Raw genomic sequence first — 17,935 nt, 5'->3', positions numbered from 1 at the left:
GCCAAAAAAGTTATGAACAAGGTTCCGCCGAGTTAAAACAGGAAGAGAAAAGCTTACTGGAACAATCACTAAACTGGCTAACTAATGGTCTTTCAATTTTTGGTGGTGCAGGCATGGTGTGGGCTGGTGGAGCATTATGTGGAACAGGGCTTGGCTGTATTATCGGAGCTCCTTTAATTGCACATGGTGCTAATGGTATTTACGAGGGTGTAGAAGGTTTAGTAGAAGGACGAAATGATATAGATGGCCCATTAAGAAAAGGTTATCAAATAGCGGCTAAAGAGCTTGGCTTTAATGAATCTGTAGGTAATCTTACCTATGACCTTATAGATTTAGGAATATCTGTTCATGGTAAACTAAAACTCGTCCCAAAACTAAATGAATTTGGTGAGCCAAAGAAAAATCTATTTATTAAAGAGTTCGCACGACAAGACTTAGAAAAAGCATACAGACAAATGAGTGATAAACTTTTAAGTATTGAAATTCTTAGTGATACTATCAATTTATTCAAAATAAAAGATGATATTCAGAATGCTTTTCTTCTAGACCAAGACTCTAATAATGTGATGATGGTTGTTGCTGAACCACAAAGCATTACTAATGTAAAAGATATTGTTGAGAACTGTGAACTTTACATTGTGATTTCAAACAATAATGAAAACAATTCTTACTACAAATGTACTGATGATAAAGGGAATGAGCTGAAGTATCACACTAATGGAGATATTATGGAATGATTCCCTATATTACTTACTATTTTTTTTCTTTATTGGGGGTAATAGCCTATTTTGAAATAAAAAAACGCTATGCTGTAAATTATCATCATTCAAAACAATTAATTCTGGCAAGACGGCTATTAATCATTTCTGATTATATTATTGCAGCCTATGGTATTTACTTAGCCTCAGAATTAAAAGAAGATACATTATTCAATTGGAGTATACTCGTTTCAGCTGTGATCATTTTATTATTTTATTTAAAAATGATATGGGCATTAGAGTCTTTAGGACGGCGTTAATATAGGGTAGAGCCCTAGTCTCTACCCACATTATACCCTCCCTAAACACTCAATGGAGCTTCATTTGTCAATATACTCATACATCTTTTCCGTCATCACCCACAGTGCCTTATTCAATTTGATATCACCATCAATCCCATTCACCGAACGAGTACGAGCTCGTTTGCCTTTGGCATTCCTACCCGATAATCCCCCTTTAATTAAATTTTCTTGCAAACGTTGGTAGACGGTCCAAAGGTCATCTTTCTTATCAGAGAAAACACTCGGTACAGTACGGAATAATTCTTCGATAGTTAACGGGCGGTCACGACGAATACTATTCGCCGCACCAAAGCGGGATGCTAAACGAGTCATAATGAATTTCCTTGAAAATAAATAAGATAGGTAAGACTGAGAGAATAAATTAAGGAAGCAGTTAATCGATAAGATGAAAAATAGCTGAACTTTCAGGATGTTGAATGGCATAGTCAAGAAGCTGATAGAAGCGCTCGACCAATTCTTCACTTTCGGTTCTAAATGAGCATCAAACAGCCACGCCAGCCGCTTCAGGGCTAAGTTTCGCTTCATTGCCATTATGCATGTTGAAAAGTGTTAGTTTTTCAGAGCCCCAGACGGCAGAGCATTGTCCACTGGTCATCAGTAAGCGCAAAAGCCTACAAGATAAAGAACGGCTGAACACTCACGTTCGGTCAGTGTCCCCGATTTTGAAGGTCACGGATTGGTTTTGTGTCCAGTGCCGTGACTACTTTACACACAATCAAAAATGTTGCCCGAACTGTAATGAAGGGATTTGGTGCATTCCAGCAGAGAATGTGACTGATGAGCATCACCTTTTAAAGTGAACAACATTTAAGAACCTCTACCCTGTTGGGTATTAAACACGTTAATCTTGTAGAATAAGAAAATACAAAACATCACACTAACCCATTTAATTACACCAACATCATGACCAGAGTTAAAAAAATAGTATAATCACCTAACCCAATCGAACTCACATCAAAATCAATCAATATTTAACGCTTAAAAATCTCACAAATGAAACCAAATACTCCGGTGAATATCTTCCCAAGCATTTATTCGCCATATTAAATTTTATTTACCAAAAAATGCGATTTCATCTTATTGTCCTTCTTGTCAATTTATGTAAATGTTAACAGTAAATTTGACTTAAGATAATGTTCTCAATGAAAGTCAGCTATTCCCTAAATTCCGTACTTTAAACTCTCGCTTAATCAGTGTCACAACGGATTTGTGGATGTATTAGCAAGGATGCCCTGAACCGTCATTTCATCACTGGCACCGCCTTAATTCATTGGGTTAGATAACTACATATATTGATTTATGAATTAGGCAAAAATATGCAGGAAAAAGCATTACCCCTTGCGCGTCGTCATGTTGACGAGCAACACCGTTTCTTTAAATGGAGTTTGCTAAGCTTATGTTTTATGTCAGCGCCCTTATTGGCTGACCCCGTCAACCAAGCACTCTCTATCGATGCCCGCGAGCAACAACGCCAGCAAGAACGTGAACGTATGCTACAACATCAGAACAACCCCGTTGTGGATACGCGCATTCAACAACCTGATTTAACGCTGCCCGATTACCCGCAAAATGAACAACCCTGCTTTACCATCACATCCATTCGTCTTGATGGTGAGTCCGCCGCCGATTTTCAATGGGCGCTAAAGGCCGTTAACGATGCCAAAGGCCAATGCTTGGGTAGCCAAGGGATTTTGTTGGTCCTCAATAAAGTCCAAAATGCCATTTTAGAAAAAGGGTATGTCACCACCCGCGTGATGGCACAAGAGCAGGACCTGAATCAAGGTGAGTTAGTCCTCACACTTCAGCCGGGGCGCATTAATGCGATTCGTTTTGATGAAGGCACCTCATGGCGTGGGCGCTTGTGGAATGCTGTTCCTGCTTCCTCGGGCGACATTCTGAATCTGCGTGATATTGAGCAAGGGCTGGAAAACTTTAAACGTGTACCCAATGTCACTGCCGATATTCGTATCGAACCCGGCCCAGTTGACGGCACCAGCGACTTAGTGGTCAGTTGGCAAGAAAAACGCCCTGTACGATTAAGCTTGGGTTTAGACGATAGCGGATCAAAAAGTACCGGACGCTATTTAGGCTCTGCGACGCTAGCTATTGATGCGCCGTTTGCCCAAAACGATATGTTTTACGCGAATATCAGCAAAGACTTGTTTGATAAAGGCCCTTTCGGTAACCGCTCTTATACCCTGAACTACTTTATTCCCGTTGGCAATTGGGGCTTTGCCGCCAATTACAATGAATATAATTATCACCAAAATATTCCCAATGCTAACGAAGTGCTGCGTTATAGCGGCAAGAGCGATACCGCACAATTTACCGTGTCACGGTTACTGTTTCGCGACCAAACCCACAAAACCACCCTTAATCTGCGTACTTATCGGAAAACCGCCAGTAACTCAGTTAATGATATTGATATTGAGCAGCAACGCCGCCGTACCGCGGGGTGGGAAGTCGGTGTTAATCAGCGCAGTTTCTTAGGCAATGCCACACTCGATGCCAATGTTAACTGGCGTCGCGGCACAGGCGCCTACGGCGCACGCAGAGCCCCCGAAGAAGATACTCACAGCGGCAGTGCTCGAGTGGGAATTTTTCTTGGGGACATCAGTTTCAATCAGCCATTCACGCTGGGTGAACAACCTTGGCGCTGGAATACCGCTTTACGGGGTCAATGGACACAGCACGCCTTAACACCACAAGAACGCATGTCCATTGGCGGACGTTATACCGTCCGTGGTTTTGACGGTGAGCAAGTACTGTCGGGTGAAAAAGGCCTGTTATGGCGTAACGAACTGGCATGGAATGCTTTCTCTCAAGGACAAGAACTGTACTTAGCCGCTGACTACGGGCGTGTTGAAGGCCAGAGCACTAAATACCTTGTAGGGCACCAGCTAGCGGGAACCGCATTAGGGCTTCGCGGCTCAATTTCATCGCGTTTAAGCTACGACCTGTTTGTCGGCGTGCCGTTATATAAGCCGAAAAAGTTCGAGACCTCCGGTGCAAGTGCAGGCTTTAGCCTCAACCTTGAAATTTAATCGCATTTTATTGATTTGATAGTCGATAGACATTTTCAGTTTTACCCGTGTCTGCACTGTTTTTAAAGGAATACCATCATGAACAAGCATTGTTATCGTTTAATTTTCAGCCGCACTCACGGGGAATTACGTGTTGTATCCGAGCTCGCTAAAAGCTGTAGCACCGAATCAGGCCAAACGCGTGGCTCAAATGGCGGTCGCCTGTGGGTCACTCTGCGCCGCACCTCGCTGCTGCTGTGGTTAGCCTTGTGGGGTGGCTCAGCCATGGCGAGCAGCATTATTGCCGATAACAATGCACCTAAAAACCAGCGCCCGGATGTGATCAATACACAAAATGGTATTCCACAAGTCAATATTGCGGCACCGAATGGTTCGGGCATTTCCCATAACCAATATAAACAATTCGATGTCGATAACCGCGGCGCTATTCTTAATAACTCGGCGGTGATGACTTCAACACAAACCGCAGGGATGATCCAAGGCAACCCGAATCTTGACCCAAACAAAGCCCCTGCGCGCGTTATCCTGAATGAAGTCAACAGCAATAACCCGAGCCAAATTAAAGGCTTCCTCGAAGTGGCTGGCGGTAAAGCGCAAGTGATTGTCGCTAACCCATCGGGAATTATTTGTAATGGCTGCGGCACCATCAACGCGGGTCGCATGACCCTCACTACAGGTAAACCGCAATTTAATCAAGACGGTAGCCTTGCGGGGTATCAAGTCGAGCGCGGGATTATTCGTGTTGAAGGCGGTGGCTTGAATGCCGATAGCCGCCACGATACGCAATATGTCGATTTGCTCGCCCGTGCCGTTGAAATCAACTCCGGCGTGTGGGCGAAAGAAAAAATCGCGGTCGTTGCGGGTAAAAATAAGGTCGATACGCAAAATAACCCCACTCCGATAGAGAGCCAAACCGCACAACCTGAGTTTGCCATCGACATGGGGCAAATGGGCGGCATGTACAGCGGTTATATCCACATGGTGGGTACCGAAAAAGGCGTGGGCGTACGTAACCAAGGCGGGCACATCCAAGCGGATAAAACCTTAACCGTCAGCAGCAACGGTAAGCTGGTTTGGGGCAGTGCATCGCAGCAAGCCACCACCCAAGCAGGCAGTGATATCACCTTGGCCGCCAAAGACGCCATCGACCACCAAGGTAAATTGCACAGCGGCGGCACTTTAAATGTGGAAAGCCAAACAGGCTCAGTGAGCAATACCGGCACACTGGCAGCTCTGCAAGATGTCAAAATCAATGCCAAAGGCGATATTCGCAGCCAAGGCAACGTACTCGCAGGCAGTGATAACAAAAGCAACATTATTAAAGATGCCAATATCATCTTAAACAGCGACGGTAAAATTGACACTCGAGGCACCCTATTAAGTCAACAAAACGTCACAGTAACAGGCCACTCACTGGATTTAAGCCAGACGCAAGTCGCCGCCTCAACGTTGGCACTCACCGCTAAACAAGGGGATATCATCCTCACTCAAGGCAAGGTTGACGCCAACAACGTCAAACTCCACAGTGCGCGCGATATTCACGCGCAGCAAGTGCAAGTCAAAGCCGCGCAATGGAACGTCAGCGCTAACAATTTATTTAACCAGAAAGGTACGTGGGTACAAACAGGGTCAAATGAGAGCCAATTTGTACTCACTGGACAGCTGAATAACCAAGGCGGTGCGATTGAAGCCAACCGCCTCAAGCTCAATACCGATTCACTGAATAACCAAAACGGCCGATTGGTTGCCTTAGGCAAAAGCCAACAAAATTGGCAGGTAAAAAATAGCGTTAATAATCAGCAAGGTGAAATCGGGGCGAATGGCGATTTAAGCCTAACAGCGAATACGATTGATAACCAATCGGGCACGATTAAAAGCCAAACCACACTGGCCTTGAATGCCAAAGAGCAGATTGATAATCGCGCGGGTAACCTTGTCGCAGGGAATGCCGTCAACCTGCAAGCAGGCAAATCGCTGAACAACCAATCGGGAACGATTAACAGCCAGCAAGTCACTGTCACCACTGACAATCTCAATAATGCGTTGGGTAAACTGATTAGCCAGACAACCCTCGATATTGTCGCTCGCCAACAGATGAATAACGCCAACGGGTTTATTGGCTCAGGTGACAAACTCACTCTCGCCACTCAAAGCTTGGTTAACAACCAACAAGGTACAGTGCAAAGCGATACTCAACTAACCATTGATGCACAGCACGTTGATAACCAAACAGGGAAAATACTGTCTGGGGAGCAACTTGCTCTTAATGCAACGACTGACCTTGATAACCAAAGTGGAACGCTTTACAGCAAAGATATTACGCTGAATGCAAACAAGATTAATAACCAGCAAGGGCAAGTCGTTGGTGAAAATAGCGTTGATATCACTGCAAAAAATGCGTTAGACAACACTAAAGGTAAAGTGATTGCCAATGAGACATTAACCGCGTCTATCGGTCAGCAACTCGCCAACCAAGCAGGTTTACTGCAAAGTGGCAATCAAGCAAGCATCACTGCCAAAGCACTGGATAACCGTGACGGGCAAGTGCTATCAGGTAAATCCCTTGATATCACAACCACCGCGCAAATTGATAATGCCAAAGGCGAAATCAGCAGCCAGAACGTCAAAATCAATACCGCCCAACTGGATAACCAAACGGGTAAAATGATTGCGACCCAAAACCTTGACCTCACCAGCCAAGGCGATGTGAATAATCAGTCTGGCTTATTAGAAGCGGGCAATCAATTAACCCTCGATACCCAAAGGGATATCGCTAACCTGCAAGGTACGATCCAAGCAGGACAACAGGCGAACCTCAGTGCACAAAATATCGATAATACCCAAGGTCAATTGTTATCGGGTAGCCAGCTCATCGTAAACACCAAAAATGACCTCAATAACCGCCAAGGCAAAGTCAGCGCTGGCAAGGCATTACAGTGGCAAGGTAATCACTTCAATAATACCGCAGGCTTGCTGCAAAGTGGTGGCACATTAACGTTAACCGGTAACCAACTGAGTAATCAGCAAAAAGGCCAAATCCTTAGCCAAGATGCACTATCGTTCACTCTCAGTGGCGATTTTAATAACCAAAGCGGTATTTTGACCAGCCAAGGTGATACCGCGATTAGCGCTAACCTTGTCAACAATGCCCAAGGCGCGATAAATGCCCTTGGGCGCTTAGATATTCAAGTGGCACAGCTGATTGATAACCGCGATGGCCGCATTTTCAGCCAGCAAGCGCAAACACTCAACGCACACAATATTCTCAACCAACAGGGTTGGATGGGTAGCTTAGATTCATGGCAGGCTAAGACTCAGTTATTGAATAACCAAAACGGTGAAATCCAAAGCCAGAAAAATGTCGAACTCACGGCAAACACACTGGAAAACCAGCAAGGTACATTGCAAGCGGGTGGTTCTGCATCACTGTTGGTTGCCAACGAAATCAATAACACCCAAGGTAAAATCAGTGCCGGTCAAAACCTCACCGCCACAACGCAATCCGTCAAAAACCAGCAAGGGCAATTACTCTCTGGCGGCACATTGCAGCTCAGCGCGTCGAATGTCGACAACTCGCAAGGTGGCTTACTGTATAGCCAAAAACAATTGTTGTTATCCATTGAAAATGTGCTGAATAACGCCCACGGTAAATTGCAAAGTGGTGAAAACCTCACGCTGACAAGTAAATCGTTAGACAATACGTCGGGCAAAATCGAAAGCCAGCAAGCCCTGAATATCATAAGTCGTGAGCGGATTGATAACACATCAGGGGCAATCCTCAGCAATCAGAACCAACAACTGGAAACCAAAACCTTTAAAAACCAACAAGGGACGGTGAGTAGCCTCGGCGAGCTTGCACTGAATGCAACAGAGCTTGATAACACCCAAGGCACCCTCATTAGCCAACGCACGGGCACCTACAACATCGCGCAGCTCAATAACACAAAAGGGAAAATTCACAGCGGTGATACCTTAACGTTAACGGCTGCCGATATCCAAAACCAACAAGGTCAACTGGTTTCCACCAACGCACTGAAACTGATTGCACTCACGTTGGATAATCGACACAACGGTATTTTAAGCAGTCAAGGCCGCCTCAGTCTGTTACTCAATGCCTTAGATAACCGCGAAAATGGGCTGGTTCACGGAAGTAAAGAAACTACCCTAACCGTCAAAAACATCGAAAATACCCAAGGCCGACTGCAAAGCAATGGAAACTTGACGTTTTCAGGGGTGAATACCCTCAATAACCAATCAGGTCAGGTGTTAGCCAATGGCGATATTGCACTGAATACGGATGCAGCGTCCACCTCGGCTCAGCTTGCCCTCTCAAACCAACAAGGCACCCTGCAAAGTGGTTCGGCGCTCGCCATCAACACCCAGTCCATTAACAATCAAGGCGGGACAATCAAAAGCCAGAAAGCGCTTTCGCTGACCGCGGCTCAGGATTACACACACCGCACAGGCGATACCCTCACCAGTAACCAATCGGTCACCCTGAAGATCGCAGGTACATTGACTAACCTCACTGACTGGTTATTACCGGGTGATTTCACCCTGTCGAGCCTACACTTCACCAACCAAGGCTCACTGGTCAGTAAAAACCTCGCTATCTCCACCGGTAAATTGGATAACCTGAATCGGTTAGAAGCCGATAAGATGACCCTCAACGTCGACGCGTTAAATAATAGTGCGACATTGATGGGCGATGAGATCCGCGTTAAAGCCAAAACGCTTGATAATCAGGGGAAAAAAGCCGTCATTGCCGCAGCAAAACACATTGACTTGCAGACAGAAAAAAACCTCACCAACCGCGACCAAGCACTGATTTACAGTGGTGATACCCTTGCTCTCACCAGCAATGATTTGATTGAAAATAACGCCAGCTTTATTGAAGCAGAAGGCGCGGTTTCCATCACGGCGCGTCAACTGAATAATTTACGTGAAGGGTTAGATATTCAGCGAGAGGCCGAAGTCGAAAATTATAAAAAACATCTGTATAACTTCTACTGGCGTTCCTTTGAAACCCAGCCCCATAAAAACCCGACGGCGATGGCACCTACTACCCAGCAGTTGACCTTTCAAAACGATCAGGCCGCGTTGGATAACAAGTATGGCACCATCTTAGACATTGATGCCAAAAATAAACGCGCACAAATGAAAGTGAAACAGCAGGATGGCCAAGTCACCACCCTGTGGGTCAATTATTTGGCTCTCACCCCCAATAGTGATGGCAGTTATGCCATGACCTTCTATGAGTCGCGTGGCGTACCGGGGCGTATTCAAAACCCGCCAACCCCTTACCATGGGGCTGTATGGCGCGTCCATAACCGTAGCCGTTATGAAGTGTGGGATCCCAATCAACACATTGATGTGGCGACCGCAACAGGCATCGATGATTTTAGTTGGATACGCGAACGTTCGGTAACAGGCTCTGTCACCCGTGACAAATTGATTTCCGAAGGCATTGGCGCGCGCATTTTGTCGGGTGGCAATATGACGCTCAATATCACGGATTTACTCAAAAATGATGCCAGCACCATCACCTCAACGGGTGATTTGGATATCAAAGGCAAAGGACGCATTGAAAATACCGGCTATTCCGTGAATGAACGCCGTAAAGAGTTCTATGTTGACCATTATGATGTCAGTAAAAGCCACTGGTACCCTGAATCGAGCAGTGACAAAACCACGGCACTCACCACCATCGATGGCATTATTTCAGGTAATGGCAATGTCTCGATTACCAGTGCCAATATCACCAATACCACCGTCAATGCCGCGCAAATCACGACGTTAGAAGCAGCGATGAATGCGGCCAAAGCGGAGCGTGCCGAGTGGGAACGTAATCCACTGGCGTTTGATATTGACGGCGTGAATAAACAAGACCTCAATACCACTGTCACTGAACAGGGAAAATCTGAGCTCAATCAAGCAAATGGCACTTCGCCAATCGACCGCCCCCTGCTTCCTGCTGAACTGGCGTTAACCGAAAAACAACACATTGGTGATGTGGCAACCTCTATCCCAGATAATGGCTTATTCCGTCCAAACTTAATCCCGGACAGCCCATTCTTGGTGGTCACTGACCCACGCTTTACCGACAGAAATAAATTTATCAGCAGTGACTATCTGCTTGAGCGGGTTGGCTACTCCCCTGCCGATGTGCATAAGCGTTTAGGGGATGGCTTCTATGAACAACGTCTCGTCCGCGAACAAGTATTAAAACTTACCGGTCGCCCTTCCCTGCGTGAAGAAGATGCCATGGCGCAGTACCAATACCTGATGAATAATGGCATTAAAGTCGCGGAAGAATTCAACTTGCGTCCCGGTGTTGCCTTGACGCCAGCACAAATCGCCGCTCTGCAACAAGATATCGTGTGGCTGGTCAGTGAGACCCTCGATACACCACAAGGCCCACAAACGGTCTGGGTTCCGAAAGTCTATTTAGCTAACACGACACTTAGCCTGACACAGCAAGGGGCCATGATCAGCGGTAAGACACTGAACTTATCCGCTGACAGCATTGATAATGCCGGAAACCTGTTGGCTGAAAAAGGCCTTGAGGTCGATGCAAAACAATTTATGCACCGTGATGGGGATATCAAAGCGGATACCATCAATATTCAAGCTGATAGCCTCACGTTAAGCACCAACTTACAAGATGCACTACGCCAAGCAACGATGAGTGCCACCGATATCACCTTAAGTGGCCATGATGTGCAATTGCAAGGCGCTAAACTGGATGCGACGGGGGATATCAAGCTTAATGCGCGCGATAACTTGTCCATTACGGCAGTGAAAAGTACCCATACCGGCAGTATTGATGTGATTGCGGGAGCGATGGGTGAACGCGGTAATGAAGGCATGGATGCGACTGGAGGCCTTGCCCATATCAGCGGCGAATGGCAGCTCGCGCAAAGTAGCGAACTGAGTGCTGGTGGAAATCTCAGCCTCAATGCTGGAAAGGACATCACCGTCAAAGGCAGCCAAGCCCAAGCGGGCGGCACTCTGGATGTGAACGCAGGTGGCGATATCAATATCCTGTCGGATAAAACCACCAATAAAAGCCAACTCGATGCACAAGGCAACGGTTCTTCCGTCAGCAATACCCGTGAAGAAGACAGCTTAGTGCTCAGTACCCTCAGTGGCGACAAAGGCGTTTCACTGAACGCGGGCAACAACTTGGTGGCAGAAGGCGCCCAAGTCGATAGCCAAGCAGGTAAAATCAGCGTCTCAGCCCAAGATGTCACAATAACTGCCGCAACCAAAGATACCTATGCCTTAGACCAAGAGCAAACTCGCAATGGCAGCAGCAAAGGCTCCCGAGTCGATGAGACCTCATCCCATGAGGTGGTCGGCAGCACATTCAGCGGACAAAACGGCGTCGATATCACAGCGCGTGATAAAGACATCACCGTCACGGGTAGTACCATCCACAGTGAAAAAGGCGAAATTACCCTTGATGCTAAACAAAATGTGACGCTCAATACCGCTACAGAAGAAAATAAAAAAACTGTTGAAGAGCAGCGTAGCAGTAAAGGCTTCTTAAGCGCCAGCAGTGAGCACACCATCCAAAACGATGAAACCACGCGAGAAAAAGGCAGCTTGCTCAGCGGCGAAAAAGTGACCATCAACGCAGGTAATGACCTGACCGTCAAAGGCTCTTCCGTGGTCGCAGAAAACGATGTCAGCTTAACCGCTGGCAACAATGTTGATATTACTGCCGCGACGGAAACAGACTCTCACTATTTACTTGAAGAGAAGAAAAAAAGCGGCTTAATGAGCAGCGGTGGCATTGGCTTTAGTGTGGGGAAACAATCCTCTCGCCATGAAGTAGATGAGAAAGGCACCACCCAAAGCCAAAGTGTCAGTACCATTGGTAGTACACAAGGTAACGTTAATATCACCGCAGGCAACAAACTGCATGTGGGCGGCGCAGACCTGATTGCTCAAAAAGACTTAAACCTCACCGGTGACAGCGTGCAAATCGACCCGGGCTATGATGAACGGACTCGCACTGAGACATTTGAAACCAAGCAAAGTGGGTTTGGTATTTCGCTCTCTGGCAGTGCAGGCAGCGCCCTCAATACCGCCGTCAGCACCGCACAGCAAGCTCGCAAAGAAAGTGACGGTCGCTTAAGTGCCTTGCAGAATACCAAAGCAGTGTTATCCGGTGTTCAAGCCCAGCAAGCGGTTGAGTTAGATGGGCTGAAAACCGATGCGGCAAATGCACACAACCTTGCCAACAACCTCAAACCGGGCGATAAAGGCTATCAAAAAGGCGCGACCAATACGGTTGGTGTTAGCGTGTCTTACGGCAGCCAATCGTCGAAAAGCGAAACGCATACCGACAGTCGCCAGTCGCAAGGCAGTACCTTAAATGCCGGACAAAATCTGTCGATTACCGCAACGGGTAAAAATAAAGACAGCAACCCAGACAGCGGCAATATCACGGTTGTCGGCAGTGAGCTCAAAGCGGGCAAAGACTTGTCACTGTCTGCCACGCAAGATATCAACCTTGTATCAGCTCAAAACACTGAACAAACAAACAGTAAAAACAGCAGCAAAGGCAGCAGTGTCGGGGTTGGTGTGGGCGTGGGTGCAGGCGGCTACGGGGTCAATGTCTCAGCCTCCGTCAACCAAGGCAAAGGCCATGAAAAAGGCAATGGCCTCACTCACACCGAAACCACATTGGATGCAGGCAATAAACTCACCTTAAACAGTGGGCAAGATACCACCCTCAAAGGGGCACAAGTTAGTGGTGAGCAAGTCACTGTCAATGTCGGTCGTGACCTCACCTTGCAAAGTGAACAAGACAGTGACCGTTATGATGCGAAACAGCAAGAGGTCAGCGTCGGTGGCGGTTACACGATAGGTGGCACGCCAAACATCAATATCAGTGCCAGCAAAGACAAGATACACAGTAACTACGACAGTGTGAAAGAACAAACCGGTATTTTTGCAGGCAAAGGTGGCTTTGATGTCAACGTCAAAGAGCACACTCAGCTTGATGGCGCGGTGATTGCGTCGACCGCGGACAAAGATAAAAATCGCCTTGATACGGGTACCCTCGGTTGGAAAGATATCGACAACAAAGCCGACTTTACCTCCGAGCACACGGGCGGTTCGATTGGCACCGGTGGCCCAATTGGTAGCCAGCTGGTGACCAATGCTGCGGGCGGCTTATTATCCAATGCCAATAACAGCGGCCATGCGGAGGGCACCACGCAATCAGCGGTCAGTGACGGTACTGTCATTGTTCGCAATGAAGACAAACAAAAACAGGATGTTAACGAGCTCAACCGTGATACGGAGCACGCCAATGACGGCAGTATCAACCCGATATTCGATAAAGAGAAAGAACAAAACCGCTTAAAACAATCCCAGTTGATTGGTGAAATCGGTAATCAGACCATGGATATCATCCGCACTGAAGGGGATATTGCTGGCCTGAAAGCGCAGAAAGACCCCGATGCGTTAGCGGTCGCGAAAAAACAGCTGGAATTAGAGGGGAAAACACTTACCGATGACGCCATTAAGCAACAAGCCTATAACAACGCCATGGCACAATATGGCACGGGCAGCGACTTCCAAAAAGCAGCTCAAGCCGTCACCGGATTGCTACAAGGCCTAGCAGGTGATAATTTAGCAGGTGCACTAGCGAATGCCTCGTCGCCGTACTTAGCGACCAAGATTAAAGAGCTTACAACTGACCCTGCTACTGGTGAAGTTAACAAAGCAACCAATGCGATGGCGCACGCAGTATTGGGTGCCGTGGTCGCTGAGCTGAATAACCAATCTACCGTTGCAGGAGGATTGGGTGCTGGCGGCGGCGAGCTGTCCGCTCATGTGATTATGGATACCCTCTTCCCGGGCAAGAAGGTTTCAGATTTAACTGAAAGTGAGAAACAGCAAGTCAGTGCACTAAGCCAATTGGCTTCAGGATTAGCTGGCGGACTGACTACCGGTGATGTGGCTGGGGCGATTACTGGCTCGCAAGCAGCGAAAAATGCGATCGAGAATAACAGACTCAGCACTCCTCTTGAACAGGAACGTATACAAGAACTGGTTAACAAGGGAGTTGCATCGGAGCAGGAATTAAAAGCAGTAGCCTGCGTACTCCATCATTGTTCCGCTGGTTTTGCATCTGAAAATCCAGAAAAACAGATTTATGAATTGCTTGAAAAATTAGGTAATAGCCCTGAGTATTCCCAATTGCGGGAGCAGCTTTCAAAAGAAGAGTTTACAATAAGTTATATAGACCCACTCTCTGGATTAGAGATAACTCAGTCTGTGTCGCTTTTTGAATACAGTAAAATGGATGGCTTACTGGATGATGCCTCCTATGCTGACGGGAAATATCAGATATCAAACCGTGGTTTGGGCGCTTTACAGGCATTTGGTGGAGCGATTGAGATTGTCGGGGGAATGGTGTCCTGCTCAACGCCAATCACCTGTGTGGCTGGTGCGACTGTCGCTACATCTGGTTATGATAATTTGCAGGCAGGTAGCAATACTCTGGCTACTGGTAAGCATACAAAAACAATGGGGGCAGGAGCACTTGAAGCTCTTGGGGTACCTCCAGAATATTCAGAAATTGTTTATGCGACGACGACATTAGGCAGTACAGGTATAATAGTACTGAAATCTGTAAAAACAGGAGAAACAATCACAACCACAGTTACGGCTGAAGGCAAAGTATCACGAGAGGCAGGTAATAGTGGGTTAGTTACAAACGCAGAAAAGGGAAGTTCAAATTTTAATATTCAACAACTCCCTGATGTTCATGGTAAAACTCATTCTACAGCGGTTAAAGGTGATGCACATGTGCCTGTAGATAAGGTTGAGCTTTGGTTACGTGGTGGTGCAACGGGTGATCTTGATGCATTATTAAAGCAGCAAGCTGTATTAAAAGCAGAAAAGAATGCCAATCAAAAGGCTTTTGCTAAATCGGGGAAAGAAAAGGAATTAGCTAATATTGGGGACAATATTACAAGATTAAAAAGATCCCAACAAATGGGAGCTGATTTAGAGAAAGTCGGTATTCCAAATACACCAATTAATAATCAAATGATAATGGATAAATTATTAGATTCAGCTAAAACAGTAAGTCCTGAAAACACAAGTAGCTCAATTGTCCTACAAGGAAAAAATGGGCATGTTCGAATTAATGCAAAATGGAAAGTGATGGATGATGGAACAAAAAGGTTAACTACAATGACTACAGGTACTTTTAAAGAGAAATAATAATGAATACCAAGACAGAAACTCAGTTAGTTGTAGAATTGGATAGTTATATAAATAACGGTTATCTTGATATTAATTCTTTTGATAATCCTGATGATGAGGCTGCTGTTGCGTTGTCTGAACTCTATTTTGTTAATAAGGGCTTATGCGAAAAGTATTGCAAAATAATACTAACTTCATCAGATGTTGGTGACTGCTTTTTAGATGCACGTTGCCTTTCTCACCTATTTGACTTAAATAAGGAATATAGTCTTGATTATGTAAGAAAAAATATAAAAAATATGCCTTATCCTATATTGGAAGCTGCAATGGATGGACTATGTCAATATAGTAATACATTTTTCAGAAATAACTTTTCCTGCGAGTTAATTTCTCAAATAAAAAAACGTTATGATGAGCTGTCATCTGATGAATTCAGTAAAAAAATGATGGAATATTCTTACCAGATGTTTTCTGAAACATTTTTAAAACTGATTAATAATAAATAAACTCAGCCCTCATATAGCTTACTGATGTTAAAGAGATATCAACAGGTTGAGTTACCCAGCTATCTGTTTATATGCATTTTTCAGTGAGCTACATCTGATTAAGAGTTTACTCACTTAATCGCATCTCCACTATATGGATTTTTTCTAATCAAAATCACACAACTAGTTATAAAAACCATGCATGGCATGACTTAAGTATAAGTTTGATTTACTATTACTCAGGCAATCAATGCTTTTGGTCAATAAATAGCCAACCATTGACTGGTTAGGACTATTAAAATACAACAATCATAATAGAATTTTTATATAGGATAAACGCCTGCGAACCCAAAAAGCGTATCACCTCTATATTTAGCTTCATGACTGTTGGTAAACTGAACGAAATAAAATTTATTATTAGGTATTTCTAAGAAAAAACAGATGAAAGATATAAGCGCAAATTGTTGGCCCGATTTCTTTCCCTCTGAGATGGAGCTACCGCCTTCAGATTCTCAGGATGCGGAGGGGACTGTGTACCGGTTAGTGAACACAATACCGCCGACAGAAACATGTTTCCTTACCACACACGAAATACAGCCGAATAGACATGAAAAATGCGAGACACTCGAACAAAGACAAGCTGTTTATGGCGTTAGCGTATGGGATAACAAAGAACTACTACTAGAAGCGATGGCCTTTCTACCTAATGGACTTGGTCAACGTAAACTAGCGTGTGGGGAAGTATGTGCAAGTATGGGGAAAATGCGTAAAACACTGAAGCCTGGCCATCTAACTCCAAATTAGCGGCTTTAGCCTCTAAGTTAAGTCCTGAAGAACAGGCGAAATTCAATGCGTTTGTGAATGCAGAGAATGCCGAAAGTGCTCATGCAATTTATCAATCACTCCCTACATCAGTTCGTGTTGCACTACAAGGTAAGGAAATTCTTGACAGTGCGGGGATACGAGGGCCAGTATCAGGCTCTGGCGGTGTGTCAGCTTTAGGGATCAAAGGTAAAGGCGACAAGGGAAGTAAAGGGAATGAGCAGGTAAATACCTCTACAGAACAAAAAGTTGTTGAAATAAAATCAGGTAGTAAAGGGGATTGGAATAAACAATTAAATAAGCCAGAGCCAAATACGACTTATAAAGTGGATGGAAACAAAACATTTCAGACTGATTCACTTGGCCGTACAAGCCTTGCGGAAGGTTCTTTATCATTGAATAAGAACGATCGTAATACATATCAACAGTGTAAAGCTGGTAAATGTGGTGTTTCTGGTGATGAAGGTGGTCATTTATTTGCCAGCATATTAAATGGGCCTGGTGAAAAAATAAATATGGTTCCAATGGATGGAACTTTAAATAAAAGTGGCTGGAAGAAAATGGAGAATACTTGGGCCAGCGCTTTGAAAGAAAATAAGTCGGTTTATGTTAAAATTGAACCTGTTTATAAAGGGAATAGCGCCCGTCCAGAGAGTTTTAACGTAACGTATACTATTGATGGGGGCAGACCAATAGTTAAAGACATTAGCAATATACCTGAAGGTGGGAAGAAATGATGGAACTAGATATCCTTCATAATAAAATTGGTCAATTACTCGTTGATGCGAGTCCTAAAAATTCACAAAAGATAATTGTTTGTGCCACTTTGTCTCTAGAAGGTGACTCTTGTGAGTATGAATATGATTATGTAGATAAGGAAGGGCACCAAGACTGGTTTATTCCTGATAAAAATGCTAGCTATGACCTGAGATTACTGCTGGTTGAATTAAGAAATTATTATATTAAAAAGAATTTGACCAATGGTCTTCCAGCTTGGTCTGGATGTAAAATTATAGTTGATCTAGAAACAATGAAAATTAATATAGATTTTAAGTATGAAGACTAAAGTAAAAGATCCCAGCACGACACTGGGATCTTTAGCGGCTTTATTCCCCCTCACTCAGCCGGATAATCAACTGTCCGGCTTGGCGAGTGAGGGTAAAGTGACTGCCCACCTCAAACCCCAACTCTTTCAGCCACTTACCGCTGATAGTCAGTTGTGGGCTGGGGTTGGGTTTACCTCTGTTCGGCAAATAACCCACTGTATATTGTCTGCTTTTGACCTCGTCTTC

8 protein-coding genes and 2 pseudogenes are annotated in these 17,935 nt (G+C 45.2%); 7 read left to right on the top strand and 3 right to left on the bottom strand.

The genetic code is table 11. The features are described from left to right. Together AC4IFT_RS21605 and AC4IFT_RS21600 are read left to right on the top strand one after the other, a co-directional pair. Positions 1-737 (top strand): DUF4225 domain-containing protein (locus AC4IFT_RS21605; protein ID WP_490752716.1); only part of this gene is annotated, 737 nt, incomplete at its 5' end. Further along, on the top strand, positions 734-1,018 hold the full coding sequence (locus tag AC4IFT_RS21600) for a hypothetical protein (protein WP_490752715.1): 285 nt from the start codon (positions 734-736) through the stop codon (positions 1,016-1,018). The genes AC4IFT_RS21605 and AC4IFT_RS21600, both read left to right, overlap by 4 nt. A gap of 60 nt (positions 1,019-1,078) precedes the next feature. On the opposite strand, the pseudogene AC4IFT_RS21595 reads toward AC4IFT_RS21600, so the two are convergent. Together AC4IFT_RS21595 and AC4IFT_RS21590 are read right to left on the bottom strand one after the other, a co-directional pair. After that, positions 1,079-1,276: pseudogene (locus AC4IFT_RS21595) on the bottom strand (DUF932 domain-containing protein); the annotation flags it as partial. Between the two features lie 157 nt (positions 1,277-1,433). After that, positions 1,434-1,619 (bottom strand): annotated as a pseudogene (locus AC4IFT_RS21590) (antirestriction protein); the annotation flags it as partial. A gap of 844 nt (positions 1,620-2,463) precedes the next feature. Here AC4IFT_RS21590 and AC4IFT_RS21585 point away from each other — a divergent pair. The 5 genes from AC4IFT_RS21585 (at position 2,464) to AC4IFT_RS21565 (ending at position 17,709) form a co-directional block, all read left to right on the top strand. Beyond that, positions 2,464-4,104 (top strand): ShlB/FhaC/HecB family hemolysin secretion/activation protein, encoded by a 1,641-nt coding sequence (locus AC4IFT_RS21585; protein ID WP_490752719.1) that lies wholly within the window; start codon positions 2,464-2,466, stop codon positions 4,102-4,104. Between the two features lie 78 nt (positions 4,105-4,182). Then, positions 4,183-15,354, top strand: a complete 11,172-nt coding sequence (locus AC4IFT_RS21580; protein ID WP_490752713.1) for a hemagglutinin repeat-containing protein — start codon at positions 4,183-4,185, stop codon at positions 15,352-15,354. Positions 15,355-15,356: 2 nt separating this feature from the next. Further along, complete coding sequence (locus tag AC4IFT_RS21575; RefSeq protein WP_490752711.1) at positions 15,357-15,842, top strand: hypothetical protein; 486 nt, start codon at positions 15,357-15,359, stop codon at positions 15,840-15,842. A gap of 836 nt (positions 15,843-16,678) precedes the next feature. Beyond that, positions 16,679-17,380, top strand: a complete 702-nt coding sequence (locus tag AC4IFT_RS21570) for a DNA/RNA non-specific endonuclease (protein WP_490752709.1) — start codon at positions 16,679-16,681, stop codon at positions 17,378-17,380. After that, positions 17,377-17,709 carry a hypothetical protein gene (locus AC4IFT_RS21565; RefSeq protein ID WP_490752707.1) on the top strand — a complete coding sequence of 111 codons (333 nt, stop codon included), beginning with the start codon at positions 17,377-17,379 and terminating at the stop codon, positions 17,707-17,709. Before AC4IFT_RS21570 ends, AC4IFT_RS21565 begins: the two co-directional genes overlap by 4 nt. A 40-nt stretch (positions 17,710-17,749) precedes the next feature. On the opposite strand, the gene AC4IFT_RS21560 is transcribed toward AC4IFT_RS21565, so the two are convergent. Further along, positions 17,750-17,905, bottom strand: coding sequence for a SymE family type I addiction module toxin (locus AC4IFT_RS21560; RefSeq protein WP_490752718.1), 156 nt, complete (start codon positions 17,903-17,905; stop codon positions 17,750-17,752). Between the last annotated feature and the right edge of the window lie 30 nt (positions 17,906-17,935).

It is taken from the genome of Providencia sp. UF-183 (assembly GCF_058246155.1).
The sequence above is the reverse complement of the archived record's forward strand: the minus strand, read 5'-3'. Positions and strand labels throughout refer to the sequence as shown.